27 protein-coding genes are annotated in these 26,002 nt (G+C 66.9%); 20 read left to right on the top strand and 7 right to left on the bottom strand.

Annotated features, from left to right (window positions below):
* Positions 1-5: 5 nt before the first annotated feature.
* From pncB to OCH239_RS04295, 4 genes are all read left to right on the top strand, one after another.
* Positions 6-1,298 carry a nicotinate phosphoribosyltransferase gene (pncB, locus tag OCH239_RS04310; protein ID WP_037259276.1) on the top strand — a complete coding sequence of 431 codons (1,293 nt, stop codon included), beginning with the start codon at positions 6-8 and terminating at the stop codon, positions 1,296-1,298.
* Positions 1,299-1,619: 321 nt separating this feature from the next.
* The gene (gene hisC, locus OCH239_RS04305) at positions 1,620-2,705 is read left to right on the top strand and encodes a histidinol-phosphate transaminase (protein WP_037259274.1); all 1,086 of its coding nucleotides are present in this window, start codon (positions 1,620-1,622) and stop codon (positions 2,703-2,705) included.
* On the top strand, positions 2,702-3,628 hold the full coding sequence (locus OCH239_RS04300; RefSeq protein ID WP_037259272.1) for a prephenate/arogenate dehydrogenase family protein: 927 nt from the start codon (positions 2,702-2,704) through the stop codon (positions 3,626-3,628). Before hisC ends, OCH239_RS04300 begins: the two co-directional genes overlap by 4 nt.
* Positions 3,625-4,506, top strand: a complete 882-nt coding sequence (locus OCH239_RS04295; protein WP_037259270.1) for an extensin-like domain-containing protein — start codon at positions 3,625-3,627, stop codon at positions 4,504-4,506. The genes OCH239_RS04300 and OCH239_RS04295 overlap by 4 nt, the downstream gene beginning before the upstream one ends.
* Positions 4,507-4,613: 107 nt before the next feature.
* On the opposite strand, the gene OCH239_RS04290 is transcribed toward OCH239_RS04295, so the two are convergent.
* A complete protein-coding gene (locus tag OCH239_RS04290) occupies positions 4,614-5,183 on the bottom strand; it encodes a TlpA disulfide reductase family protein (protein ID WP_037259268.1) in 570 nt (189 codons plus the stop codon).
* Between the two features lie 25 nt (positions 5,184-5,208).
* Between OCH239_RS04290 and argH the strand changes: the two genes are divergently transcribed.
* The 15 genes from argH (at position 5,209) to OCH239_RS04220 (ending at position 20,189) form a co-directional block, all read left to right on the top strand.
* Positions 5,209-6,600, top strand: coding sequence for an argininosuccinate lyase (gene argH, locus OCH239_RS04285; protein WP_037259266.1), 1,392 nt, complete (start codon positions 5,209-5,211; stop codon positions 6,598-6,600).
* Complete coding sequence (locus tag OCH239_RS22530; RefSeq protein ID WP_157577793.1) at positions 6,597-6,740, top strand: argininosuccinate lyase; 144 nt, start codon at positions 6,597-6,599, stop codon at positions 6,738-6,740. The genes argH and OCH239_RS22530 overlap by 4 nt, the downstream gene beginning before the upstream one ends.
* A complete protein-coding gene (locus tag OCH239_RS04280; protein ID WP_037259264.1) occupies positions 6,737-7,018 on the top strand; it encodes a hypothetical protein in 282 nt (93 codons plus the stop codon). The genes OCH239_RS22530 and OCH239_RS04280 overlap by 4 nt, the downstream gene beginning before the upstream one ends.
* Positions 7,015-7,329 (top strand): DUF2834 domain-containing protein, encoded by a 315-nt coding sequence (locus tag OCH239_RS04275; RefSeq protein ID WP_037259262.1) that lies wholly within the window; start codon positions 7,015-7,017, stop codon positions 7,327-7,329. The genes OCH239_RS04280 and OCH239_RS04275 overlap by 4 nt, the downstream gene beginning before the upstream one ends.
* A gap of 148 nt (positions 7,330-7,477) precedes the next feature.
* Positions 7,478-8,485 carry a cytochrome ubiquinol oxidase subunit II family protein gene (locus OCH239_RS04270; RefSeq protein WP_157577792.1) on the top strand — a complete coding sequence of 336 codons (1,008 nt, stop codon included), beginning with the start codon at positions 7,478-7,480 and terminating at the stop codon, positions 8,483-8,485.
* Positions 8,482-10,563: a cbb3-type cytochrome c oxidase subunit I gene (locus OCH239_RS04265; RefSeq protein ID WP_084782132.1), complete on the top strand. Its 2,082-nt coding sequence runs from the start codon at positions 8,482-8,484 to the stop codon at positions 10,561-10,563. The genes OCH239_RS04270 and OCH239_RS04265 overlap by 4 nt, the downstream gene beginning before the upstream one ends.
* Positions 10,560-11,189, top strand: coding sequence for a cytochrome c oxidase subunit 3 (locus tag OCH239_RS04260; RefSeq protein ID WP_037259260.1), 630 nt, complete (start codon positions 10,560-10,562; stop codon positions 11,187-11,189). The genes OCH239_RS04265 and OCH239_RS04260 overlap by 4 nt, the downstream gene beginning before the upstream one ends.
* Positions 11,186-11,536, top strand: coding sequence for a cytochrome o ubiquinol oxidase subunit IV (gene cyoD, locus OCH239_RS04255; RefSeq protein ID WP_037259258.1), 351 nt, complete (start codon positions 11,186-11,188; stop codon positions 11,534-11,536). Before OCH239_RS04260 ends, cyoD begins: the two co-directional genes overlap by 4 nt.
* Positions 11,537-11,605: 69 nt before the next feature.
* Positions 11,606-12,880 (top strand): diaminopimelate decarboxylase, encoded by a 1,275-nt coding sequence (lysA, locus tag OCH239_RS04250; protein WP_037259255.1) that lies wholly within the window; start codon positions 11,606-11,608, stop codon positions 12,878-12,880.
* Between the two features lie 53 nt (positions 12,881-12,933).
* Positions 12,934-15,552 carry a TIGR02302 family protein gene (locus tag OCH239_RS04245; protein WP_051489251.1) on the top strand — a complete coding sequence of 873 codons (2,619 nt, stop codon included), beginning with the start codon at positions 12,934-12,936 and terminating at the stop codon, positions 15,550-15,552.
* Positions 15,553-15,773: 221 nt separating this feature from the next.
* On the top strand, positions 15,774-16,805 hold the full coding sequence (locus OCH239_RS04240) for a TRAP transporter substrate-binding protein (RefSeq protein ID WP_037259252.1): 1,032 nt from the start codon (positions 15,774-15,776) through the stop codon (positions 16,803-16,805).
* A gap of 46 nt (positions 16,806-16,851) precedes the next feature.
* Positions 16,852-17,436: a TRAP transporter small permease gene (locus tag OCH239_RS04235; RefSeq protein ID WP_037259248.1), complete on the top strand. Its 585-nt coding sequence runs from the start codon at positions 16,852-16,854 to the stop codon at positions 17,434-17,436.
* Positions 17,433-18,746, top strand: coding sequence for a TRAP transporter large permease (locus tag OCH239_RS04230; RefSeq protein ID WP_037259245.1), 1,314 nt, complete (start codon positions 17,433-17,435; stop codon positions 18,744-18,746). Before OCH239_RS04235 ends, OCH239_RS04230 begins: the two co-directional genes overlap by 4 nt.
* Positions 18,747-18,858: 112 nt before the next feature.
* Complete coding sequence (locus OCH239_RS04225; RefSeq protein ID WP_037259242.1) at positions 18,859-19,623, top strand: SDR family NAD(P)-dependent oxidoreductase; 765 nt, start codon at positions 18,859-18,861, stop codon at positions 19,621-19,623.
* A 98-nt stretch (positions 19,624-19,721) separates the two neighbouring features.
* Entirely contained in the window at positions 19,722-20,189 is a 468-nt protein-coding gene (locus tag OCH239_RS04220; RefSeq protein ID WP_037259525.1) for a MarR family winged helix-turn-helix transcriptional regulator, read from the top strand.
* Positions 20,190-20,198: 9 nt separating this feature from the next.
* On the opposite strand, the gene arfB is transcribed toward OCH239_RS04220, so the two are convergent.
* The 5 genes from arfB to OCH239_RS04195 all read right to left on the bottom strand — a co-directional run bounded on the left by arfB (position 20,199) and on the right by OCH239_RS04195 (position 24,592).
* Positions 20,199-20,618 (bottom strand): alternative ribosome rescue aminoacyl-tRNA hydrolase ArfB, encoded by a 420-nt coding sequence (gene arfB / locus OCH239_RS04215; protein WP_037259239.1) that lies wholly within the window; start codon positions 20,616-20,618, stop codon positions 20,199-20,201.
* Between the two features lie 267 nt (positions 20,619-20,885).
* Positions 20,886-21,515 (bottom strand): queuosine precursor transporter, encoded by a 630-nt coding sequence (locus OCH239_RS04210; RefSeq protein ID WP_037259236.1) that lies wholly within the window; start codon positions 21,513-21,515, stop codon positions 20,886-20,888.
* Between the two features lie 111 nt (positions 21,516-21,626).
* On the bottom strand, positions 21,627-22,565 hold the full coding sequence (mepA, locus tag OCH239_RS04205) for a penicillin-insensitive murein endopeptidase (protein ID WP_037259233.1): 939 nt from the start codon (positions 22,563-22,565) through the stop codon (positions 21,627-21,629).
* Positions 22,562-23,899, bottom strand: coding sequence for an MFS transporter (locus tag OCH239_RS04200; protein WP_037259230.1), 1,338 nt, complete (start codon positions 23,897-23,899; stop codon positions 22,562-22,564). Before OCH239_RS04200 ends, mepA begins: the two co-directional genes overlap by 4 nt.
* A gap of 126 nt (positions 23,900-24,025) precedes the next feature.
* Positions 24,026-24,592: an acyl-CoA thioesterase gene (locus tag OCH239_RS04195; RefSeq protein WP_037259227.1), complete on the bottom strand. Its 567-nt coding sequence runs from the start codon at positions 24,590-24,592 to the stop codon at positions 24,026-24,028.
* A 137-nt stretch (positions 24,593-24,729) separates the two neighbouring features.
* On the opposite strand from OCH239_RS04195, the gene OCH239_RS04190 reads away from it, so the two are divergent.
* A complete protein-coding gene (locus OCH239_RS04190) occupies positions 24,730-25,026 on the top strand; it encodes a YggT family protein (RefSeq protein WP_037259224.1) in 297 nt (98 codons plus the stop codon).
* On the opposite strand, the gene OCH239_RS04185 is transcribed toward OCH239_RS04190, so the two are convergent.
* Positions 25,020-25,898 (bottom strand): NAD(P)-dependent oxidoreductase, encoded by an 879-nt coding sequence (locus OCH239_RS04185; protein ID WP_037259222.1) that lies wholly within the window; start codon positions 25,896-25,898, stop codon positions 25,020-25,022. The genes OCH239_RS04190 and OCH239_RS04185 overlap by 7 nt on opposite strands.
* Between the last annotated feature and the right edge of the window lie 104 nt (positions 25,899-26,002).

The raw sequence follows: 26,002 nt of genomic DNA, 5'->3' as shown, positions 1-26,002 counted from the left end.
ACAACATGGTCGACATCGCCACGCGCGTCTGGAACCACAAGTGGAAGATCGATCCGATCGTCCGCTCGCTGATCGACACCGACTTCTACAAGCTCCTGATGTGCCAGTCGGTCTTCCGCAACAAGCCCGACACGCAGGTCACCTTCAGCCTGATCAACCGCACCAGCTCGGTGCCGCTGGCGAAACTCATCGACGAGGGCGAGCTGCGCGAACAGCTCGACCACATCCGCTCGCTGTCGCTCTCCCGCGGGGAATCCACCTGGCTGCGCGGCAACACCTTCTACGGCAAGCGCCAGATGTTCCGCCCCGACTTCATGGAATGGTTCGAGACTCTGCGCCTGCCGCCCTACCACCTCGAACGCGTCGGCGATCAGTACGAGCTGACCTTCGAGGGCACCTGGCCCGAGGTCATGCTCTGGGAGATCCCGGCCCTCGCCGTTCTGATGGAACTGCGCGGCCGCGCGGTGCTGCACGACATGGGCCGCTTCGAGCTGCAGGTGCTCTACGCGCAGGCCATGACCAAGCTCTGGGAGAAGATCCAGCGCCTGCGCCGCGTGGAGGGCCTCCGCATCGCCGATTTCGGCACGCGGCGGCGGCACTCCTTTCTCTGGCAGGACTGGTGCGTGCAGGCGATGATCGAGGGGCTCGGCCCCTCCTTCACCGGCACGTCCAACTGCCTCATCGCCAAGAACCGCGACCTCGAGGCGATCGGCACCAACGCCCACGAGCTGCCGATGGTCTACGCCGCGCTCGCCGACAGCGACGAGGCGCTCGCCCGCGCGCCCTACGACGTGCTCGCCGACTGGCACGAGGAGCACGACGGCAACCTCCGGATCATCCTGCCCGACACGTTCGGCACGCAGGGCTTTCTCGACCGCGCGCCCGAATGGCTCGAGGGCTGGACCGGCATCCGCATCGACAGCGGCGATCCCGCCCGCGGCGCCGAGGCCGCGATCGCCTGGTGGCAGCAGCGCGGCGAGGATCCGCGTGAGAAGCTGGTGATCTTCTCGGACGGGCTCGACGTCGCCAGGATCGAGGCGCTGCGGAAGCAGTTCGCCGGCCGCGTACGCACCTCCTTCGGCTGGGGCACGCTCCTGACCAACGATTTCAAGGGCCTGACCGAGGGCGACACGCTCGCGCCCTTCTCCCTCGTCTGCAAGGCGGTGAGCGCGGAGGGTCGCCCGACGGTCAAGCTCTCGGACAACCCCGAGAAGGCGATGGGCCCGCCGGACGAGATCGCCCGCTACAAGCGTGTCTTCGGCGTCGGCCAGCAGGAGCGCCTCGCCGTCGAGGTCTGAGCCCCCCGAACTGGCGGCGATCCGGCGGAGCGCTGCCGCGCGCTCGGTTTGCCGGTGGAGAGGCGATGCGCCGCTGCGGGCCGCGCGCATGTGGAGCGCGCTTCGCCATTTGAGTATTTTTGCCAAGAAGAAGGACGAGGTTGCGCGAGCCGCGCGGGACTGACCGCGGCGTGTAAGCACCCCGGGGCGCTCGCCTGCGCCTTCTTCTTGGCAAAAATACTCCCGCCGGAGGCTCCACCGCCCGCCACCCGCGCGCGATCCTTTGTCGCTTTTCTCCGCACCGGCCGGCGGTTATGAGGGGCGGCAGGAGGCAGTGCCCGCATGACCCAGATCACGCCGCAACCCGGCATCATGGATATCGCGCTCTATACGGGGGGCAAATCCACCGTCGAGGGCGTCTCGAACGTGGTGAAGCTGAGCTCGAACGAGAACCCGTTCGGCCCGTCTCCGGCCGCACAGGAGGCGGTGCGCCGCGTCCTGCACGAGATGCACCGGTATCCCTCGACCGATCACGGATCCCTGCGGCAGGCGATCGGCGAGGTGCACGGGCTCGATGCAGGCCGCATCATCTGCGGCGTCGGGTCGGACGAGATCATCCACTTCCTCGCCCAGGCCTATGCCGGGCCGGGCGACGAGGTCGTGTTCACCGAGCATGGCTTCGGCATGTACAAGATCAGCGCGCGCGTCGCCGGCGCGACCCCGGTGGAGGTGCCCGAAGCCGAGCGCGTCACCGATGTCGACGCGCTGCTCGCCGCCTGCACCGAGCGCACGAAGCTCGTCTTCATCGCCAATCCGAACAACCCGACCGGCACCATGATCGGTCAGGCCGAGGTCGAGCGTCTGGCGGACGGCCTGCCGCCGCAGGCGATCCTGGTGCTCGACGGCGCCTATGCCGAATATGTCGAAGGCTTCGACGGCGGCGCGTCGATTGTCGACGCGAGGGAAAACGTGGTGATGACGCGCACCTTCTCGAAGCTCTACGGTCTCGGCGGCATGCGGGTCGGCTGGGGCTACGCCCCGGCCGGGATCATCGACGTTCTGACCCGGGTGCGCGGCCCCTTCAACCTCTCGGTCCCGGCGCTCGCCGCCGCCGAGGCGGCGATCCGCGACACCGCCTTCGTCGAGAAGTGCCGCGCCGAGAACACCCGCATGCGCACCTGGCTGGCCGAGGCGCTGATGGAGCACGGCGTGCCGTCCGACACCTCCTGCGCCAACTTCATCCTCGCACGCTTCTCGAGCCGCGAGGAGGCGGAGGCCTGCGATCTCTTCCTGCAGAAGCAGGGCCTGATCGTGCGGCGTGTCGCGGGCTACAACCTGCCCGCCGCGCTCCGGATCACGGTCGGCGACGAGGCGTCCTGCCGCCGCGTCGCGCATGTCATCGGACGGTTCAAGGCGGGGGAGCGATGACGGACGCACCGATCTACGACAAGGTCGCGCTGATCGGCCTCGGCCTCATCGCCTCCTCGATGTTCTGGGCGACGCGCCGTGCGGGGCTCGCGGGCCACGTCACGGGCTATGCCCGCTCGGCGGAGACGCGCGAGACCGCCCGCCGCATCGGTCTCTGCCACGAGGTGACGGAGAGCGCCGCCGAGGCGGTGAAGGACGCCGACCTCGTGGTCCTCGCCGTGCCGGTCGGCGCCATGGGCGCGGTCGCCGAAGAGATCGGCCCGCATCTGAAACCCGGCGCCACGGTCACGGATGTGGGCTCGGTCAAGCGCCGGGTGATCGACGACGTCGCCCCGCACCTGCCCGAGGGCGTGCATTTCGTGCCCGGCCACCCGCTCGCCGGGACCGAGCATTCCGGCCCCGAATCTGGTTTCTCGACGCTCTTCGAGAACCGCTGGTGCCTGCTCGTGCCGGTGGAGGGCACCGATCCCGAGGCGACCGCCCGCCTCCGCCGCTACTGGGAGGGGATGGGCGCGCAGGTCGAGGAGATGGAGCCCGACCACCACGACCTCGTCCTCGCGGTGACCTCGCACACGCCGCACCTCATCGCCTACACGATGGTGGGCGTCGCGGACGATCTGCGCCGGGTCACCGACAGCGAGGTCATCAAGTATTCCGCCGCGGGCTTCCGCGACTTCACCCGCATCGCGGCGTCGGACCCGACCATGTGGCGGGACGTGTTCCTCACCAACAAGGACGCGACGCTCGAGATTCTCGGCCGCTTCACCGAGGAACTCTTCGCGCTCCAGCGCGCGATCCGCACCGGCGACGGCGACGAGCTCCACGCCTATTTCACCCGCACCCGTGCGATCCGCCGCGGCATCATCGAGGCGGGTCAGGACACCGACAAGCCCGATTTCGGCCGCGCCAGGATCGAGAAATGAGGGCGCTCGGCCTCGTGGCGCTGCTCGCGCTCGCCGCGCCGGCGCTTGCGGATGCGCCCGAGACCTCGCTGCGGCCCGTCTCCCGCGCACTGGCCGCCGAGGCCGACCCGGACCTGCGGCCCGCCGCCCGTCCGATCACCGAAGCGAAGCTGGCGCGAAAACTGATCGCCCGATGGGAGCGGCTCGAGCCCGTCCCGCGCGCGACGCCCCTGCGCTACTTCCCGGGCTACGAGGACACCGACATCCGCGCCTTCGCCCAGGCAAGCCCGCAGGCCGTCAGCCACGCGCTGCGCCCGCTGCGCCGGACCGAGTCGCTCGCGCAGAAGGCGATGGCCCGTCAGGCCGAGCGCCGCCGCGGCGCGCTCTGCGGCGATGTCGGAATCCAGGGTGAGGCGGTGGGCTACGTCCCCGGCCGCCTCGACGCCTGCGAGATCCGCGACGCCGTCGAGGTCCGCTCGGTGTCGGGCGTGGCGCTCAGCCATCACGCGCTGATGGATTGCACCACCGCACGTGCCCTCAAGTCCTGGGTCGATCGCGGCCTCAAACCCGCTGTCGGGAGCGCCGGCGGAGGGGTGGATCGGCTTCGCGTCGCCGCGCATTACTCGTGCCGGACCCGCAACAACCAGCCCGGTGCCGAGGTGTCCGAACATGGCAAGGGCCGGGCCATCGACATCTCCGCCATCCGCCTACGCGACGGCACCCGCATGACGGTGCTCGGCGGCTACCGCTCCGAGGCGCACGGCCCGATCCTGCAACGCGCCTACCGCGCGGCCTGCGGGATCTTCGCCACGACCCTCGGCCCCGATTCCGACCGGTTCCACCAGGACCATTTCCACTTCGACACCGCGCGCCGCCGCAGCGGCGCCTATTGCCCCTGATCGCGGCGTAGGAGCGGACGCCGAAGGACGTGGTTTGCGGCAGAAAACCGTACGAAACGCGGCCGATTTCTTACGTTTCGTACGAAACCGGCCGCGTCCGGGGCGTGTCACCCCTCGACTTCGGCCTCGTCGCCCATGAGCGTCCGCAGCACCGTCAGCGCCTCTTCGGAGCTCCAGTCCGCGTCGCCCTGAAGGCGCGCGATCTCTTCGCCGTCGGGGTTGAGGATCACCGTGATCGGCAGCCCGAGCACCGACATCTCGCGCGCCAGCGCGCTGCTCGGGTCGCGCAGCGTCGGCAGGTTGTCGACGCCGATCTCCTCGAAGAAGTCGCGCATCGCCGGCTTGGGCGAGCGGCCCGTGGCGATGGTCACGACCTCGAAGTCGTTGCCGCCCAATTCTTTTTGCAGCGCCGAGAGCGTCGGCATCTCCTCGCGGCAGGGCGCGCACCAGGTCGCCCAGAAATTCACCAGCGCCCACTTGCCCTCGTATTCCGCAAGGCTCGCGGGCTCGCCCTCGAAGGTCTCGAACGCCTCGGACCCCGCGGCCTTCGGCTCAGCATGGAAGTTGAGCTTCTTCATGTCGCCCGCCCGAGCGGCCTCGGCCGCCTCGGTGTCGGCCAGGGCGGGATTTGCAAGCAGCGTGAGCGCGGTATAGAGCGCGACGAGACCCCGTTTCATTTCAACTCCATTGAGGCGACAGGACATGGCCGAGACGACCTCGAACCAGATGTGGGGCGGCCGCTTCGCCGCCGGTCCGGATGCGATCATGGAGGCGATAAACGCCTCGATCGACTTCGACAAGCGGCTGGCGGCGCAGGACATCGCCGGCTCGAGGGCCCATGCGGCGATGCTCGCCGCCACAGGCATCGTGGAGGCTAGCGACGCCGAGGCCATGAGGGAAGGCTTGCTCACCGTCTTGTCAGAGATCGAGGGCGGCAGCTTCGAATTCAGCGCCGCGCTCGAGGACATCCACATGAACGTGGAAGCGCGCCTCAAGGAGATCGTCGGCCCCGCCGCCGGGCGCCTGCACACCGCGCGCTCGCGCAACGATCAGGTGGCGACCGATTTCAAGCTCTGGGTCCGGGACCAGCTCGATGCGGCGGATCAAGGGCTTACGGCCCTGATCGCTGCGCTGCTCGACCAGGCCGAGGCGGGCGCCGACTGGGTCATGCCGGGCTTCACGCATCTGCAGACGGCGCAGCCGGTGACCTGGGGCCACCACATGATGGCCTATGTCGAGATGTTCGGCCGCGATCTCTCTCGCGTCCGCGATGCACGAAAGCGCATGAACGAATGCCCTCTGGGCAGTGCCGCGCTCGCCGGCACCGGCTTCCCGATTGACCGCGACATGACCGCCGCGGCGCTCGGCTTCGACCGTCCGACTGCCAACTCGCTCGACGCCGTCAGCGACCGCGACTTCGCGCTCGAATTCCTGTCGGTCGCCTCGATCTCCGCCATGCACCTGTCGCGCTTCGCCGAGGAGCTGGTGATCTGGTCGTCAGCGCAGTTCCGGTTCGTGGCCCTCAGCGACCGGTTCTCGACCGGCTCGTCGATCATGCCGCAGAAGAAGAACCCCGACGCGGCCGAGCTCATCCGCGCCAAGATCGGCCGCATCTTCGGCGCCCAAGTTGCGCTGATGACGGTGATGAAGGGGCTCCCGCTGGCCTATTCCAAGGATATGCAGGAGGACAAGGAGCAGGTCTTCGACGCCGCCGACAACTGGCTTCTGGCGCTCGCCGCGATGACCGGGATGGTGGGCGACATGACCGCCAACCGCGATGCCCTCGAAGGCGCGGCAGGGCACGGCTTCTCGACCGCGACGGACCTCGCCGACTGGCTCGTGCGCGAGCGGAACCTGCCGTTCCGTGAGGCGCACCACGTCACCGGATCGCTCGTCGCGAAGGCCGAGGCACGCGGCTGTGACTTGCCCGATCTGACGCTCGAGGACATGAAGGAGGTGCACGAGGGCATCGACACGTCCGTCTTCGACGTGCTCGGCGTGCACAATTCGGTGGCAAGCCGCACCAGCTACGGCGGCACCGCGCCGGTTCGGGTGCGCGAGCAGGTCGCGCGATGGAAGGAGGTCCTGGGATGAAACGCCTTGCGGTTCTGGCCTTTGTGGCACTCGCCGCCTGCGGCGCGGACGGTGAGCCGGAGCGCCCGGATCCGCCGCAGCGCAGCCCTGGCCTCGGCATCTCCCTGAGCGGCACCGCCGGCATGGGGATCCGCGGATGACGCGGGTGGCGCTCCTGTCGCTTCTGGCACTCGCGGCCTGCGGGGGACCGGATGCGCCGGGAGAGTCGCGCTCGCCGAACGCCGCCGACTATTTCGACGCCGATCCGGTGGAGCGTCAGCGCATGGTGCGAAGCGGCGGCGTCTTTCCCGAGGACCGCAACGGCGACGGCGTTCAGTCCACCGGCTATGTCTCGGCGGGCTTTGGATCGGACGGGGCAATCGTCGGCGGCGGATATCTCGTGCGGAAGGGCAATTTCACCCTGGGGATCGAGCGGTGAGCCGCATGCGTCCCGTCTGGCTCGCGCTCGCGCTCTGGGGCGCCGTGCATCCGATGTACTGGTTCGTGACGTACCTTTCGCAGAACGGCTGGAGCTTCGGGGCGATGATCGACGCGTGGTACGTCAACGCCTCGACCACCGGGCTCGTCTGGGACCTCACCATCGCCGCGATCACGCTCACGGTCTGGGTCCTCTTCGAGGCGGTGACGCGCCGGAACTGGGTGGCGCTCCTCGCAATCCCGGCGACGTTCTGCATCGGTGTGAGCTGCGGTCTGCCCCTCTACCTCTGGTTCCGATCACGCCCCGTCTGAGGGTCATCACGGTGCCGTGAACGATTGCGGCAATCCCGGTATCGCAAAAATTGTCGCTCCCCCCGCGTTGTCACGCGCCGGAGCCGCCACATCCTTGGCGTCGAGGCCTGACAGGTCCACCCCCGACGCCAAGCCAGCCGGAGACCGGATGACGCCAGACACTCGCAGCCGCTTGGCGCGCCGCAGCGCGGCCGCGGGGCTCTGCCTCATGACCATTCTCGTTGCAGGCCCGCTTGCCGCAGATCCAAGCGGATTTCTCCATCCTCTCGGACCCATCGCGGAGATCCAGCGGACCGAGCTTGTCTGGGCCACGGTCGCCGTAATGGTGGCGATCCTCCCTGTCCTCCTCGGCACTCCGTTCATCATGTGGCGCTACCGGCGGACCAACACCAAGGCGACCTACCGTCCGCAATGGCACTTCGACACCTGGCTCGAGGTCGGGATGTGGGGCCTGCCGATCGTGATCGTCGCCTTCCTCGGGATTTGGCTCGCGCAGGCGACGTTCAGGATCGACCCCTACCGGACCATCGACGCGAAGATGGCGGAGGAGTTGAACATCGAGCTCGCGGGGCCGCAGGTCGACATGGATGTCGTCGGTCTCGACTGGAAGTGGCTCTTTCTCTACCCCGACCAAGGCGTCGCGAGCATGGGCGAGATGGTGATGCCGGTCGGCCACCCGGTGGCGATGCGCCTGACGACGGACACGGTGATGCAGGCCTTCCTCGTGCCGCGGATCGGCGGGCAGATCTACGCGATGCCGCGCATGGCGACCCGTCTCAACCTCATCGCCGACCGCGAGGGGCGGACCGAGGCGATTAATACGCAATATACCGGGCTCGGCATGTCGGGCCAGCGGGCCGAGGTGCGCGCGGTCTCGCCGGGCGCCTATCGCAGCTGGATCTCCCGCGCGCAGGAGGGACCGGTTCTCGACGACGAGACCTATGCGATCATCGCTCAGTCGGGCTCGGTCGCGGATGCGCGCGAGGCGCTCGGGCTCGATGGCACGACCCCGATCCTCTTCCGGCTCGAGGCGACCGACATCTTCGACAGGGTGATCGACCGCTACCAGAACCCGGAGGGCGTCGCGCGGGACGCGCAGCCGGGATCACCCACGTACAACCTTTCCAGCGGCGTTCTGCCGGAGGCTGACCAATGAACTTCCCCTTCGGTCGCCTTGAATGGAGCGACCTCAAGCCCGTGCACCTCTTCACGCACGAGTTCAGCATCGACAATCTCGTCGGCTCCGGTGCGGCATGGATGGTGGTGATCGGCGCCCTCGCGGTGGCCGTCCTGCTGACCGTGATGGGACGCTGGGGCTGGCTCTGGCGCGAATGGCTCACCTCGGTCGACCACAAGAAGATCGGCATCATGTACATGGTGCTGGGCTTCGTGATGTTCGCCCGCGGCGTCGCCGAGGGCATGGCGATGCGCGCCCATCAGACGACCGCGCTGAACGGCGGGGTGCTCTCGGAAGAGCATTGGGCCGAGCTCTTCTCGACCCACGGCACGATCATGATCTTCTTCGTGGCGATGCCGTTCATCACCGGCTTCATGAACTACCTCATCCCGCTCCAGATCGGCGCGCGGGACATGGCGTTCCCGGTGCTGAACCAGATCAGCCTCGGTCTGACGGCGACCGGCGCCGCGCTCTGCATGATCAGCCTCGTGGTCGGCAAGTTCCAGATCGGGGGCTGGACGGCCTATCCCCCCTTCACGGGCTCCACCTTCGATCCCGGACCGGGGCCCGATTACTGGATCTGGGCGATCGCGCTCTCGGGTTTCGGCTCGATGTTCTCGGGGCTGAACTTCTCGGTCACCATCTACAAGATGCGCGCCCCGGGCATGACCTACATGCGCATGCCGGTCTTCGTCTGGACGGCGCTCTGCACCTCGATCCTGCTGGTGTTCGCGCTGCCGCCGCTGACTGTCGCCGCGTTCATGCAGGCGCTCGACCGCACGCTAGGGTTCCACTTCTTCACGAACGACCTCGGCGGCAACATGATGAACTACGCCAACCTCTTCTGGATGTTCGGCCATCCCGAGGTCTACATCCTCGTGCTGCCCGCCTACGGCATCTTCTCGGAGCTGACCTCGACCTTCGCCGCCAAGCGCCTCTACGGCTACACCTCCCTCGTCCTGGCGACCATGTCGATCTCGGTGATCAGCTTCTGCGTCTGGCTGCACCATTTCTTCACCATGGGAAACTCGGCCACGATCAACGTCGCCTTCGGCATCGCCACCGGCATCATCGCGATCCCGACGGGGGTGAAGGTCTATGTCTGGATGGCGACACTTTGGCGCGGGCGCATCCGCATGACAACGCCGATGATCTACATGACCGGATTCTTCATGCTCTTCGTGATCGGCGGTCTCTCGGGCATGATCCTCGCCAACCCGGCGATCAACTGGCAAGTGCACAACACCCAGTTCATCGTGGCGCATTTCCACAACGTGCTGCTGCCGGGCCTCCTGTTCGGGGTCTTCGCCGGCATCCATATCTGGTTTCCGAAAGCCTTCGGGTTCCGCCTTCACGAGACGGCGGGGCAGGTCACCGCGATCCTCTGGATCGTCGGCTTCAGCCTGACCTTCCTGCCGCTCTACTTCGTCGGTCTGATGGGCTACCCGCGGCGCTCATCGGGCTTCGAGGATCCGGCGCTGCTGCCCTACATGTATCTCACGCTCTTCGGGGCTCTGCTAATCGGATGCGCGCTTCTGGGGCTCATCGCGACGCTCTGGATCTCGATCCGGCAGCGCGACAAGCTGGCGGTGCCGCTCGGTGATCCGTGGGACGGCCGGACGCTCGAATGGGCGACGCCGGCGCCTCCGCCGCCCTGGAACTTCGCCGTGATCCCGCACATCGCCGAGCGCGACGCCTTCGCCCGCGAGAAGGTCGATGGTAAGCCCTTCGTGCAGCCGCCCGACTACAAGGACATCCATCTGCCGCGGAATACCTCGGCCGGCATGATCATGTTCATCGCCACCACCGCCTTCGGTTTCGGCGTGACCTGGTGGATGTGGTGGCTGGTCATCCTATCGGTGCTCGTCGTCGTCGGCTGGTTCTTCGTCACCTCGTTCATCGAGCACGACGAGGTCACCATTCCCGCCGCGGAGGTGCGCCGCCATCACAACGCGTGGATCGAGGCGATCTCGCTCGCAACGCCGGTGACGCGGGATCACGAGACCGACAGCCGGAACCGGGGACTTGCGGATACGGACATGGTGGTCGCGTCATGAGCGATACGGCAACGACGAACGAAAACCTCCATCCGGGGATGAACCTCGGATATTCGGGCGATGCCGAACATGCGGAGGTCACGGTCTTCGGGTTCTGGACGTTCCTGATGTCCGACCTCGTGACCTTCGGCATCGTCTTCGCGATCTTCGCCACCATGAAGGACGCGACCGCGGGAGGGCCCGGCCCGGCGGAGGTCACGAATCTGACCTCGATCGCGATGCAGACGGCGCTGCTGCTCGGCTCGTCCTTCGCGTTTTCATGGGCCAGCCTGTCGATGAAGTATCACGACATCATCTGGCGCACGCTCGGCTGGCTCGCCATCGCGGCGACTTCGGCGCTCGGGTTCCTGATGCTCGAGCTCTACGACTTCTACCACATGATCAAGGAGGGCGCGGTGCCGCAGAGGTCGGGGTTCCTCTCCGCGCTCTGGGCCCTTGTCGGCCTGCACGGTCTGCACGTCGCCGGTGGCCTTCTCTGGATGGCGGCGATGACCGGGCAGATCCTGAAATTCGGCCTCACCGACCAGATCAAGAGCCGGATCACCCGCATGGGACTCTACTGGCATTTCCTCGATCTCGTCTGGGTCGGCATCTTCTCCATGGTTTATCTCGCGGGGGTGGCATGAGACGCGTTCTCGACAAGCTCGAACTGACCGCGCGCAACCGCGAGGAATACGAGGAGCGCCGTTTCTATACCATCGGCCTCGTCCTCTCCGTGGTGCTCACCGTCATGTCCTTCATGTCGGTGATGACGGATTACCTCCCGGTGACATGGGTCTTTCCGGCCCTCGTCATTCTCGCGCTCGGGCAGATCCTCGTGCATATCCGCATCTTCCTGCACATCGACCTCTCGCGGCAGAAGCGCGAGGATCTCCTGATGCTGCTCTTCACGATCCTTCTGCTCGGCATCATGGCCTTCGGCACGATCTGGGTGGTCGGCGACATGAACATGCGGATGATGCAGGGGCACTAGGCGACCTTTTCGGGGGTGGAGCGCCGCGCCGCACTCGGCTACACCCCCGGCGTCGTCGCGAGGGGTGTCATGGATCATTTTCTCTATCGGAACGGCGTCCTGCACGCCGAGGACGTGAACTTGACCGAGATCGCGGCCGAGGTGGGCACGCCCGCCTACGTCTATTCCACCGCGACGCTCGAGCGGCATTTCCGGCTGTTCGACGAGGCGCTCGACGGCATGCCGCATCTCGTCTGCTACGCGATGAAGGCGGCCTCCAATCAGGCGATCCTGAAAACGCTGGCCCAGCTCGGCGCGGGTATGGACGTGGTCTCGGGCGGCGAATACGCCCGGGCCAAGGCGGCCGGCGTGCCGGGTGAACGCATCGTCTTTGCGGGCGTCGGCAAGACCCGCGAGGAGATCGCACAGGCTCTGGCCGGGGGCGTGCGGCAGTTCAACGTCGAGAGCGAGCCGGAGCTTGCACTCATTTCTGAGGTGGCGCGGGGGCTCGGCCTGACCGCGCCGGTGACGATCCGCGTGAACCCGGACGTCGACGCGAAGACCCATGCCAAGATCTCGACCGGCAAGTCGGAGAACAAGTTCGGCGTGCCGATCTCCCGCGCCCGCGACGTCTATGCCGAGGCCGCCCGCCTGCCGGGGATCGAGGTCGTGGGCATCGACGTGCATATCGGCTCGCAACTGACCGAGCTTGCGCCCTTCGAGGGCGCCTTTACCAAGGTCGCCGAGCTGACCGAGCAGCTGCGCGCTGACGGGCACCGGATCGACCGGCTCGACCTCGGCGGTGGCCTCGGGATCCCCTACCAGAACACCAACGAGAAGCCGCCGCTGCCATTTGATTACGGCGCGCTGATCCGGCGCACGGTGGGCCATCTCGGCTGCGAGATCGAGATCGAGCCCGGACGTCTGATCGCGGGGAACGCGGGCATCCTGCTTGCCCGCGTGATCTACGTAAAGGAGGGCGAGGGACGAAGGTTCCTGATCCTCGACGCGGCAATGAACGACCTCATCCGCCCGGCGATGTACGATGCCTGGCACGACATAGTGCCGGTGGCCGAGCCCGAGCCGGGCGCCGAACGCGCGGTTTACGATATCGTAGGACCGGTCTGCGAAAGCGGGGACACTTTCGCAAAATCTCGCGAGATGCCGGAGCTTGCCGCGGGCGATCTTGTCGCCTTCCGCTCTGCGGGCGCGTATGGCGCGGTGATGGCGAGCGAGTACAACACGCGGCCGCTGGTGCCGGAGGTTCTGGTGAAGGGCGATCACCATGCCGTCATTCGCGAGCGGCCGACCTTTGACGAGATGATTTCGCGCGATACCATTCCGCAATGGTTGCGCGAGGACTGACCGCGCGGCCTTGCCCCTGAGGGAAGCGCGGCTTCCCCGGACCGGGAGATCGCATGGCCGACAGCACCACCGAAAGCACTAACCACCGCTCCACCCCCGCCGACATCCTCAGATCCGTTGCGCGCCCGCTCGCCCTTACTCGCGCGGGCATGGTCGCGGAACGCATCGTGCGCGCCTTCTGGCCGCTCTGGTCGGTGCTCTTTGCGGTGCTCGCCGCCCTGATGCTCGGACTTCAGGACATGGTGGCGCTCTGGGTCGTTTGGGCGGTCGCGGCAATCGCAGGCGTGACGACCCTCTGGGCGCTGATCCGCGGCGTGCGGCGATTCGCATGGCCGAGCCGCGAGGGTGCTCTCGCCCGGCTCGATGCGACCATGCGCGGTCATCCCATTCGCGCATCGCTCGATCGGCAGGCAATCGGGGACAGGGACGCGGCGTCCTCGGCGCTCTGGGCCGCCCACCAAAGCCGGATGCGGGCGCGGCTTGGCGAGGCGCGCGGCGTCCGCCCCGATCTTCGTGTGGCCGACGCCGATCCCTATGCGCTGCGCTACGTCGCGCTTCTCGCGCTCTGCGTCGCGCTGCTCTTCGGTTCGGTCCTGCGGGTACAGTCCGTGACGGGCATGGGGCCGGGAGGCGGCAGCGAGCTCGCGACGGGCCCCACTTGGGAGGGCTGGATCGAACCACCCGCCTATACCCGCAAGCCAGCGCTCTATCTCAACGACATAAACGCGGAGTCCGTCTCCGTGCCCGAGGGCAGCCGCGTGACGCTCCGTATGTACGGCGAGGCGGGCGCGCTTTCCGTGGCCGAGACCGTGTCGGGACGCCCCTTCGAGCAATCGGACGCGCAGGCGCAGGAAACCGCACAGGCCTTCGACATCGCGCGGTCGGGCCGGATCGCGGTCGACGGTCCCGGCGGCCGGGCCTGGGACGTGATGATGACCGCCGATGCCGCCCCCGGAGTGGCCCGGGCGGGAGCCTTCGAGACAACTTGGGACGGCGAGGCGTCCCTGCCGTTCCAGGCGACGGACGATTACGGGGTCGCGGCAGGAACTGCGCGGATCTCGCTTGCGCTCGACGAGGTGGACCGGAGCTTCCTGCTCGAGGCCGATCCCGAGGAGCGCCCCGCGATCGAGGTGCCGCTCCCGATGCCGATCGCCGGGGACCGAACGGAGTTTGAGGAGGCACTCGTCGATAATTTCTCGCGGCACGCCTGGGCAAACCTGCCGGTCGAGATCACGTTTCAGGTGACGGATGACGCAGGCCAGACCGGAACGTCCGAGACCGAGGTTGTGACTCTGCCCGGCCGCCGCTTCTTCGACCCGATGGCGGCCGCCGTGATCGAGCAGCGGCGCGCGCTTCTCTGGACGCGCGAGAATGCGGGCGATGTCGCCATGATCCTGCGTGCGATCAGCCACGAACCCGACGACGTCTTCCGCGAGGCCAAGCACTTCCTGCGCATGCGGACGATCCGCACCAATCTCGAGCGCCAGTCGGAGAACGGGCTCACCCTCGAGGAACGCGACGAGCTTGCGCAGGCGCTCTGGGATTTTGCGGTTCTGCTCGAGGACGGCGATATCGACGACGCGCGCGAGCGTCTTGCCCGGGCGCAGGAACGTCTTAACGAGGCGATGAAGAACGGCGCCTCGGAGCAGGAGATCGCCGAGCTGATGCAGGAGCTTCGGCAAGCGACCGACGATTACATGCGCCAGCTCGCCCAGCAGGCGCAGCGGGACAGCGAGCAGAATCCCGACATGCCGCAGAACCCCGCAGAGAACATGATGCAGATGTCGCAGAGCGACCTGCAGGAGATGATGGACAAGATTCAGGAGCTTATGGAGCAGGGCCGCATGGCCGAGGCCCAGCAGGCGCTAGAGGAGCTTCAGCGCATGATGGAGAACATGCGCGTCACCCAAGGCCAGGGTCAGGGTCAGCAGAGCCCGGGCGAACAGGCGATGGACGATCTCGCCGAGACGCTTCGCGAACAGCAGGGATTGTCCGACCAGGCGTTCCGCGACCTGCAGGAGCAGTTCAACCAGGGACAACAGGGTCAGCAAGGCCAGCAGCAGGGGCAGGGTCAGCAGCCCGGGCAGCAGCAGGGTCAAGGACAGGGCCAGGGTAATCAGCCGGGTCAGGGGCAGCAGCCCGGAGGACAAGCCGGCGAGCAGTCCCTCGAGGACAGCCTTGCCAACCGGCAGGGCGCTCTGCGTCAGGAGCTGAATCGGCAGCGTCAGAATCTCCCCGGCGGCGGTTCTGAGGCAGGTGACCGCGCTGCCGAAGCTCTCGACCGGGCCGAGGGCGCGATGGATGGCGCCGAGGACGCGCTGCGGGAGAACGACCTCGCCGGAGCGATCGACCGGCAGTCCGAGGCGATGGAAGCGCTGCGCGAGGGCATGCGCAATCTCGGCGAAGCGATGGCCGGGGAGCAGGGACAGCAGCCCGGGCAGCAGGGCCAGCAGGGTATGGCCGAGGGGCAGGATCCCGGTCAGCAGCGCGACCCTCTGGGCCGCGACACCGGCTCCAACGGACAGACCGGCACGGCCGAGTCCATGTTGCAGGGCGAGGACGTCTATCGACGTGCGCGAGAGCTGCTGGACGAGATCCGACGCCGGTCCGGCGAGGGTGAGCGTCCCGAGGAGGAACTCGAGTACCTCGAACGGCTTCTCGACCGGTTCTGAATCCAAACTTGCGTAACGAAGCGCTCGGTTTCCGGCCGCAGTCTGATACGCTGATTTCGCCACTCCTGACGTAATTCGCCGACCGGCCGGTCGGCGAATTTGCCTTGCATCCGGCGCTCGAATTTGCATGCATTTCCCCGGAGAACGGCGCAGTCTGGCGCCGCACGTGACCGGGGGAGACCGGCGCAACGCCGCGAGCGCGCGGCACAGGGGAGGATCACATGACAATCACTCGCAGAACGCTTGCGGGCGCGGTAATTGCGCTCGGACTGGCGGGGACGGCCGTGTCCGCGCAGGAGGTGACGCTCCGGATGCACCAGTTCCTGCCGCTGCAGGCCAACGTGCCGACGCACATCCTCGAGGTCTGGAAGCAGCGCATCGAGGAGCAATCGGACGGACGCATCGCGGTACAGCACTATCCGTCGATGCAGCTCGGCGGCACCCCTCCGCAGCTCGTCGACCAAGTGATCGACGGCGTCGCGGACGTGATCTGGACCGTGGCCGGCTACACCCCCGGGCGTTTCCCACGCGCCGAGGTGTTCGAGCTTCCCTTCATCCTGACGGACGCGGAGCCCGCCTCGAAAGCGTATTGGGAGCTCGCCCAGGAAACGATGGTCGACGAGGATTTCAGCGATTTCAAACTGCTCGGCACCTGGGTGCACGGTCCGGGCGTCATCCATTCGAATGAGCCGATCGAGACGGTCGAGGATCTCAACGGCATGAAGCTGCGCGCGCCGACCCGCACGACGAACATGATGCTGGAACGTCTTGGCGCGACGCCGGTCGGCATGCCGGTGCCCGCTATTCCCGAGGCCCTGTCGAAGGGCGTCGTGGACGGCGCCGTGATCCCGTGGGAGGTGACGAGCGCGCTGCGCATCCCCGAGCTCGTGCAGAACCACACCGAGTTCGGGCCCGAGATGCTCTACACGACCTCGTTCATCTTCGCGATTAACCAGAACACCTACGATTCACTGCCCGGCGATCTGAAGCAGGTGATCGACGACAATTCCGGCCTCGAATTCTCGGGCTTTGCCGGCAAGACGCAACAGGCCTATGACGAGCCTGCGCGCGAGGCGGCGGTCGAGGCGGGCAACAACATCATCACGCTCTCGGAAGAGCAGGTGGCAGAGTGGAAGGAGGCCGCCGCGCCCACCATCGATGCCTGGATCGAGGAGATGGACGGCCGCGGGCTCGACGGACAGGGTCTCTACGACCGGGCGCGCGAGCTGATCGAGAAGCACTCGGCCGAGTGACAAGGCGGGGCCGGGAAAGCCGGCCCCCAAGACCGCAGGATCCTTCATGCTGACACTCGTGACCTCGCTGGCCCGCCTCATGGCTCTGATCGGCGGGCTGGTCCTGACCGGCCTCGTCGTGCTGACTTGCGCGAGCGTGATCGGGCGGGGGCTCAACACGCTCGGCCACTCGGAGTGGATGACGGCCACGCTGCCCGGGCTCGGCGAGGCGTTGATTGCATCCGGCGTGGGGCCGATCACCGGCGATTTCGAGCTGGTCGAGGCCGGGATCGCATTCGCGATCTTTGCTTTCCTGCCGGTCGCGCAACTCTATGGCGCGCATGCGACGGTGGACATCTTCACCTCGCGGATGCCGGGGCCCGCCCAGCGGACCCTCGTGGCCTTCTGGGAGATCGCGCTCGCCGGCGCGATCATCCTCATCACTTGCCGTCTCTGGTTCGGAATGACCGACAAGATGCGCTACGGCGAGACGACGTTCCTGCTGCAATTCCCGATCTGGTGGGCCTACGCGGCCAGCTTCGCGGGTGCCCTCGCTGCCTCCATCGTCGCCGTCTATTGCGCGTTCGCGCGGGTCATCGGGGTCCGGACGGGCCACGCACCGCTACCCGGCGAAGTGGGAGCGGACCATTGAGCGCGCTCGAGCTCGGCTACGCCTCCTTCCCTGTCCTGCTACTGATGATATTTCTGCGGGCTCCGATCGGCCTTGCGATGCTGCTCTGCGGGATGGGCGGGCTCTGGCTCGCGATCGGCACGCCGGCGATGTTTCTCTCCAAGCTCAAGTCCGAGACCTACACGACCTTCTCGAGCTACTCGCTGACGATCATTCCGATGTTCCTTCTGATGGGGCAGTTCGCGACGCTGTCGGGGATGTCGACCTCGCTTTTCAAAGCCGCGGAGGCCTGGCTCGGGCATCGCAAGGGGGGCGTCGCCATGGCGGCGGTCGGAGCCTGCGCTGGCTTCGGCGCCATCTGCGGCTCCTCGCTCGCGACCGCCGCCACGATGAGCCGCGTCGCGCTGCCCGAGCTCAAGCGCTACGGCTACGACGGTGGCTTCTCGACGGCGACTCTGGCGGCGGGGGGCACGCTCGGCATCCTCATTCCGCCATCCGTGATCCTCGTCATCTACGCGATCCTGACCGAGCAGAACATCGCCAAGCTCTTTCTCGCGGCCTTCATCCCGGGTGTTCTGGCAGCGATCGGCTACATTATCGTGATTTCGATCTACGTTCGGCTCCATCCCGAACGGGCTGGCACCCGCGAGCCGCAGCCCTACGCGGAGCGCTGGCGCGCGCTCGCCAATGTCTGGCCTGTTCTGATCGTGTTCCTCCTGGTCGTCGGTGGCATCTATCTCGGCTGGTTCACCCCGACCGAGGGTGCGGCGGTGGGCGCGGCGGGCACCGGGATCGCGGCGCTGCTGTCGGGCAATCTCAACTGGGCCGTGTTCAAGGAGAGCATCATCGCCACGGCGACATCGACCGCGATGATCTTCTTCATCGTGCTCGGAGCCGCGTTCTACAACTCGTTCCTCGCGCTCAGTCAGGTGCCGCAGGAGCTGTCGAACTGGGTGGTGAGCCAGGGTTTCTCGCCGTGGACCGTGCTGACGCTGATCCTGGTCTTCTACCTCGCCTTCGGCTGCCTCATGGACAGCCTATCGATGATCCTGCTGACGATCCCGATCTTCTTCCCGGTGATCTCGGTCCTAGATTTCGGCATGAGCCCCGAACACATGGCGATCTGGTTCGGCATCCTCGTTCTGATCGTCGTCGAGGTGGGCCTCATCACGCCCCCGGTGGGCATGAACCTCTTCATCATCAACTCGATGGACCGGGCCACGCCCATGGGAGACACCTACAAGGCGGTGATGTGGTTCGTCGGATCCGACATCGCCCGGGTCGTGATCCTCGTGCTCTTTCCCTCGATCACGCTCTTCCTGCTGGAGTAAGCCCGCCGTTGCGGCAAAGGGGACGTGCGGAACTCTCGGGTTTCGGTATGGTGTATCATCATATGCCGGAAATGGATGTCGTTTGTACGGCATCGCGGGAGGAGCGGGCGCGATGGAGATCATGGGACTGGGCGCCATTGTCAGCGGCGGGGCGAGCGGCCTCGGAGCAGCGACGGCGCGCCACCTCGCCGGCGAGGGCGCGCGCGTCGCGGTGCTGGACAGGGAGGCCGATGCCGCGCAGGCGCTCGCCGACGAGATCGGAGGCGTCGCGGTCTCTGCCGACGTGACCGACGGCGATGCGGTCGGCCGGGCGGTGGCGACGGCTGCGGAAGAGCTCGGTGTCGCGCTTCGGATCGCGGTGAATTGCGCCGGGATCGCGCCGGCAAAACGCATCGTCGGCCGCGAAGGCGCATTGTCGCTCGACGTCTTCGAGCAGGTCGTACGGGTCAACCTACTGGGCACCTACGCCGTCATGAGCCATGTGGCCAAGGTCATGAGCGAGCTCGACGCGCTCGACAGTGGCGAGAGGGGCGTGATCGTCAACACCGCGTCGATCGCCTTCGAAGAGGGTCAGATCGGGCAGAGCGCCTATGCCGCCTCGAAGGGCGGTGTCGCGGGTATGTGCCTTCCGGCGGCGCGGGAACTTGCGCGACACGGCGTCCGCGTGATGACGATCGCGCCCGGCCTTTTCCACACGCCGATGATGGAGGGCCTGCCGCCCGAGACGACCGAAGCGATCGCCGCCAACATCCCGTTCCCGCAAAGATTGGGCGACCCGGCGGAATATGCCCGTCTTGTCGCTGACATAGTTCGAAATCCTTATCTGAACGGCACCGTCATCCGCCTTGACGGAGCGGTCCGTTTGCCCCCGAAATAGATCCCAGGCGCTGGACAGCTGACGCGAAGCAGCGTCGTCCGCCGTCATCCCGAAGCTGGCAATTTACAATGGCCCAAGTCGAGACCGACGATTCCAAGATGAACAGAACAGCAGACCAAGACATCGGCGAGGCGGTGGACGACGCCGTGTTGCGTCGCTTCCTCGGGCATCACCTTCGGCGCGCATCGAATTTCGTGCAATCGGACCTGGCGCGCAGTCTCAAGGATGTCGACCTGCGCATGATCACCATGTCCGTCCTCACCGTGATCGTCGAGCACCGCGGTCTGCGCCAGTCGCAGCTGGCCGACGCCCTGCAGATCGAGCGCCCGAACCTCGTGTCGATCCTGGACGAGCTCGAGGACCGCAAGCTGGTCGAGCGCACCCGCGTTCCGACGGATCGGCGCGCCTATGCGCTGACGCCGACCGCGGCCGGAGAGGCTTTGGCCGCAAAGGCTTCGCAGGCCGTCAGGGCACACGAGGACAGGGTCTTTGCTCGCCTCTCGGCCAGCGAGAGATCCAGCCTCCAAGATCTCCTCATGAAGGTCTATCCGGGCGCGGAGGGCTGACCCGCGCGGTCAGGTCGGATCGACCCTGCCGCGAAGGGCCTTCTTCTCCCCGCGGGCCTTCTTGGCCTCGACCCGCTTGCGCTTCTGGGTCTTGGACGGCTTCGTCGGAATGCGCCGCTTTGGCGTTTCGAGGGCCTTGGCGATCAGATCGGCCAACCGCTCGCGGGCGATCTCGCGGTTGCGGCTCTGGCTGCGGGTTTCGTCCACCTGGATGATCAGCGCGCCGTCCTTGGTCCATTTCCGCCCCGCGAGGCGGCGCAGGCGCGCCTTCACCGGGCCGGGCAGATTGGGCGAGCGCTCGGCCTCGAACCGCAACTCCACGGCGGTCGAGACCTTGTTGACGTTCTGCCCGCCGGGCCCGGAGGCCCGCACGAACTGTTCCGTGATCTCCCAGTCTTCGATAGCGATGCGGTTGCTGACCTGAAGCATGGACCCGTCTTACAATAGTCGCGGCAAACTAAAAGGGCCGCCCGGAGCGTGGGCGACCCTTCGAGAACTAGGAGGCGGGGTCGGTTAGGACCGTCGCCAATACGGACCACCGTCCGACAAGGGGCTGCCCTAGCCGGCGATCCTCCGCACTGTTCCGACACCTCTCTCCAATGCTTCTCTCGACACTGGATCACCTCCTTTCTGATGTTGAAAACCTACCCCGGAGGGTGGCACGGAATTCCTTGCGGTCAAATGAATTCTGACGGTTCAGGCCACCGCGCGATGGGACTGTGCCCACGAAACGATCACCCGGAACGGGACGAGCGCAATCAGCGCGAGCGCGAGCTTCACCAGCCAGTCCGCCACCGCGAGCGACACCCAGAGGGGCACCGCCGGGCCGACTCCGAGAAGCGGCAGCGTCTCGCCCGCCCAAGAGACGTCGTTTCCGGGTTCGATGAAGGTCAGGAACCCCGCGAAGGCGACGGTGAAGAAGATCGCCGTGTCGGTCGACGAGCCCACCAGCGTGGAGGCGAGAGGCGCGCGCCACCACCGCCCCTCGCGCAGCCGGTCGAAGATCGCGACGTCGAGAAGCTGTGCCGTCAGGAAGGCGAGGCCGGAGCCGAGGGCGATGCGCCAGGTCACAAGCGGGCCGAATTCCCCCTGGATCTGCGTGCCGATCAGCGAGCAGATCACGCCGACGGCGAAGCCGATGATCACGACCTTGCGGGCCGGGCCCGGGCCATAGACGCGGTTCATGACGTCGGTGACAAGGAAGGCGACGGGGTAGGTGAACGCCCCCCAAGTTAGCCATTGGCCAAGCAGGAACTGGACGAGGATGTTCGAGGCGACGACGACGGCCGCCATGGCAAGAATGCCGGGAATATGCGCGCGGGTCATGATGACTTCCCGTTTTGAGCAAGGTTGCGGGGACTTGGCTCCGGGCGGTCCCGGAACAGCGCGCGCCTTAGCGTGAGGCGCGCGCGCCCGCAAGGGTCAAACGGGGGCGGCTCAGTTGGCGGCGAGCACGCCCGAGCATTGCGCCGGAAGGTCCGCGAGCGTCAGCTCCTTCTTCGGAGGAGGCGCAACGTAGTCGGGATCCGGCGGGGGCGGGTTGAGGATGTTGTTCACCCAGTCCTGCGCTTCGGCGCAACCGTCGCCGGGAGGAGGAGGATCCTGATTTCGGCAGTTCGCGGCACCGGGAGGGCAGCTCAGCCGGACGTGGAAGTGGTAGTGATGCCCGTAATAGGGGCGCACCTTCCGAAGCCAAGACCGGTCACCCGTCTCGTCATTGCACATCCGGACCTTGGCGCCTGGGAAGATGAAGATCCGTGCAGTGCGGGGGTCCTGTGCGGCGGCCTTCACGACCTCGTGCTGCGCGCGGCTCCAGCGGTCGTTGGTGAACGCGCCTTCCGCACGGCGGAAGGACACCGCCGAGAGGTTCTCGCGTTCGGTCCGGGTAAGGTCGAGGCGCGGCGCCTGCATGAGCCAGATGTCCGCGTCGAGACCAATCTGGTGGCTGGCATGGCCCGTCAGCATCGGCCCGCCCTTGGGCTGGCTGATGTCGCCCACATAGATGCCCGCGCCGCCCGGCTGCTGCGCCGCGACGCGGCTGACCCTCTGCAGAAGGTCGATCGTGTCGGGATGTCCCCAGTTGCGGTTGCGCGAGAGCCGCATCGCCTGCCAGGTCGATCCGGTCTCGGGCATCTGCACGTTCCCCGCCGCGCACCCCTCGGAATAAAACCCGATCGGTTCGGGGCGTTGGCTCGAGGCCGCGGGCTCGGTCCCGAAGAGCTGCTTGGCGCTCTGCGAGGAAATGACGGGAGAGACCGGAACGGCCTCGGCTAGGGGCATCGCGCTGCGCGCGCTGTCGAGGTTGGAGGAGGCGTTCTCTCCACCGCAGCCGGCAAGCGCCAGTGCGAGAAGGGCGGTCAGGGTCCTGCGGATCATGCAGCTCGATCTCCGTCCGGTTTGACCCAGGCTAGCAGCAACAACCCTATGGCGAAAAGGAGAATGAGGGGAGAGACCCCGACCTGTTGCGATCCGGACGCCCAGGTGGTCAGCGCGATGAGCGACGGGGCGAGGAACGAGGTGGCTTTGCCGGCAAGAGCGTAGAGGCCGAACGCCTCGGTCATCCGCTCGGGTCTCGCCTGCCGGACCATCATCGTGCGCGAGGTCGCCTGCAGCACGCCGCCGGCCGCCCCGATCGTGGCGCCGAACACGTAGAATGCGATGTCGGGCGCGGCAGAGCCTTCGGGGATCGACACGAAAAAGACGCTTTCCCGGTTCACTAGAACGATGGAGATCGCAACGAGGAGCAGGGCGAGGATGCAGGCGGCGATCACCGGCTTCGGGCCGAAGCGGGCATCGGCCTTTCCGCCGAGCCAGGCAAAGAGTGCTCCCGAAATGATGGCGAGGATGCCGAAGATGCCCGTGTCGACCACGGACCATCCGAGCACCCCGGCCGCGTAGATCCCGCCGAAGGCATACATCCCGTTGAGGGCATCCCGGTAGAACATCGACGAGGCGAGGTAGGCGAAGAGCGAGGGCGCGCGCGGAAGGTGGCGAAGCGTGGCTCCGAGGTCGCGAAGCGCACGTCGCACCGCGCCTTGCGGGGCCGAAGCGGCCTTCGGGTCGCGCACCCAGAGGAAGAAGGGCACCATGAACACGACGTACCAGAGCGCGGCAAGTGGACCGACGAACCGTGTTCCCTCGCGCGCCTCCGGGTCGAGCCCGAGGGCGGGAGGGATGCCGATCAGGGTCGTGCCGGTTTCGCTGCTTTCGGCGAAGAAGACGAGCATGATGACGAGGCTGACGAGTCCGCCGAGATAGCCGAATGCCCAGCCGTTGCCCGAGATGCGCCCGATCTCCTGGCGCTTGCCGAGATCGGGAAGCATCGCGTTGGTGAATATCGTGGCGAACTCCATGCCGATCAGGCCGAGCGCGAAGAACAGGAGCGTGAGCCAGAGATCGAAGTCGGCGGGCTGCGCGAACCAGAGCATTGCAGCGCCGACCACGTAGAGCACCGAGAACCCCCAGATCCATCGCATCCGGTTGCCGCCAGTGTCGGCAAGCGCGCCCAGGATGGGTGCCAGGATCGCGATCACGAATCCGGCGAGCGCAATACCGGTCGCCCAGGCGGTCTGCGCCGTAGTGCCGTCGCCGAGCAGTTCCTTAACGTAAGGCGCGAAGATGAAGGTCAGGAGCAGGGTGTTATAGGGCTGACTGGCCCAGTCGAAGAAGAACCAGCCCCAGATCCGCCGCCGCTTGGCGCTCTCGTCCATCTCGTTTGCCCCTGTCTGCCGCCGCTGCACTGAACAGGGCGGCGGGGCGATCCGCAAGGGTTCCGGTCTCGGCCGGTCTGCGCCGCGTCGGGGGCATGGAAGAGCCGCGACGCGCGCCGCGGTAGCTCAGGCCGGGAGCCGCGTCGTCTCGGGCAATGCGTCCTGCATCGGGGGCCACGGTCGCGTCGCCTCCGCATCGATCCAAGCCCGGATCCACTGCGGGATCTCCGGCGACGGGATGGCAAGGCCCATGGCGGCGATCACGTCCTCGGGCGGCACGATCCCGGTCTCGCGGGTCACCGCCGAGCGGAAGAGCGCGTGGCTGGCGCAGTCGCCGTTCCGCGTCCACATTGATTGTTCGAGGTAGACGAAGCGGTTGTCCCAGCAGACCACCCGGGAGCGCATCTCGATCCGCTGCATCATGCGTACGCGGCGCCGGTAGCGCACCGAGGAGCCCGCGATGGTCAGACCCCAGCCCTTCTCGCGCATCACGCCGATCAGCCCCGCACGCTGGGCCATCGGGATGCGGCCGAGGTCGTAGATCGTCAGCGTCCGTCCGTTGTTCAGCTCCGCCCAGAGATCGAGGTCCCAGGGCCAGCAGACGTGGTGCGAGACATGCGTCTCGCCGACGCCGAGGGGGCCGGCGTTCCGGAACTTCCAGCTTTCCTTGGCGAGGCGGATGAATGGGTACATGGGCGCGTCTCCGGTTTGCAGCCCGGGTGGCCGCGCCGGGGTGCAGCGTCAACCCTGAACGTTGCGGCGCTCTTGCCCTCCGCTTTCGAGCCCCTTACCACTTGGGCGCTTCACGCAAGACGAGGGACACCCGCCACATGCAATCGCTTTTCCAGATCCTGATGCTGATCCTCGACGTGATGTGGTTCATCATCATCGCCCACGTCATCATGAGCTGGCTGATCAATTTCCAGGTCCTCAACCTGCGCCAGCCGCTCGTGGCGCAGATCTGGGACGGCCTCAGCCGCCTGCTCGAGCCGATCTACGGGCGGATCCGCCGGATCCTGCCGCCGATGGGCGGGCTCGATCTCGCGCCGCTGCTGGCGCTGATCGGTGTCTACGCGCTCCGCATCATCCTCGCCAACAATGCCGGGGCCTTCTACGGCGCCTACTGAGAGCTCGACTTGCCTTCATAGGCGCGCAGGATCTCGGTCTGGTTGCGCTGGCCGAGACCCGCGCCGTGGGCGAGCTTGAAGCCGGCGGTCGCGCCCTGGGTCACCGGGACGTCCTGCCGGACGCTTTCGGCGGCCTGCGTTATGATGCCGAGATCCTTGAGGATGCCGTCCACCGGGAACATCACCGTGTCGGTACCCTCGATCATCATCCTGCCGTAGGTTTTCAGCATCGGGCTCGCGACCGGCGTCTCGCACAGGATCTCGAAGGCCCGCCGGTGATCGTGTCCCATGGCGCGGACCATCGCGAGAAGTTCCGCAAGCGCGGCTTCCTGAGCGGCCAGCATCCCGTTGACGAGGAGCTTCGTCGCGATCCCGGCGCCGTTCGGGCCCGCGCGGTAGGTCGCCTTGCCCATGGCAGCGAGCGCGGGCTCGGCGCGTTCGATGGCGATCTGGTCGCCGCCGGCGATGATGACGAGCTCTCCGCTTTCCGCCGGGGGCAAGGTCCCCGCGACCGGAGCGTCGAGGAACGGCACCCCCGCTTCGGTCGCGTGGCGCGCCAGTTCGAGGCACCAGCCGGGCGAGATCGTGGAGCATTCGACGGCAACGGCATCGCCTCTCATCGCGGAGAGCGCGCCGGTGCTCTCATCGGTCCAGACGCTGCGCGAGGCGGCATCGTCCATCACCATCGAAACGACGATGGATGCGCCGTCAGCTGCCTCGCGCGGGCTTTGCGCTTCGCTGGCGCCCGCGCCCGTCAGCGCGTCCGCCTTGCCGGGGGTCCGGTTCCAGACCGCCACTTCATGGCCGGCCTTCACGATTGTCATGGCCATGCGCGAGCCCATCGCGCCGAGGCCCAGAAATGCGATCTTCATCACTCTCGTCCTTTTGCAAGTGTCGCGTGCGATCCAATGCTGCGGCCCAAACGTCGCGACCTCCGGACTTGTTCACCGAATCTTGGTATGCGACTGTTGGAGTA

The organism is Roseivivax halodurans JCM 10272, assembly GCF_000521785.1.
Taxonomy (GTDB): domain Bacteria; phylum Pseudomonadota; class Alphaproteobacteria; order Rhodobacterales; family Rhodobacteraceae; genus Roseivivax; species Roseivivax halodurans.
This window is presented reverse-complemented; position numbering and strand designations above follow the sequence as displayed.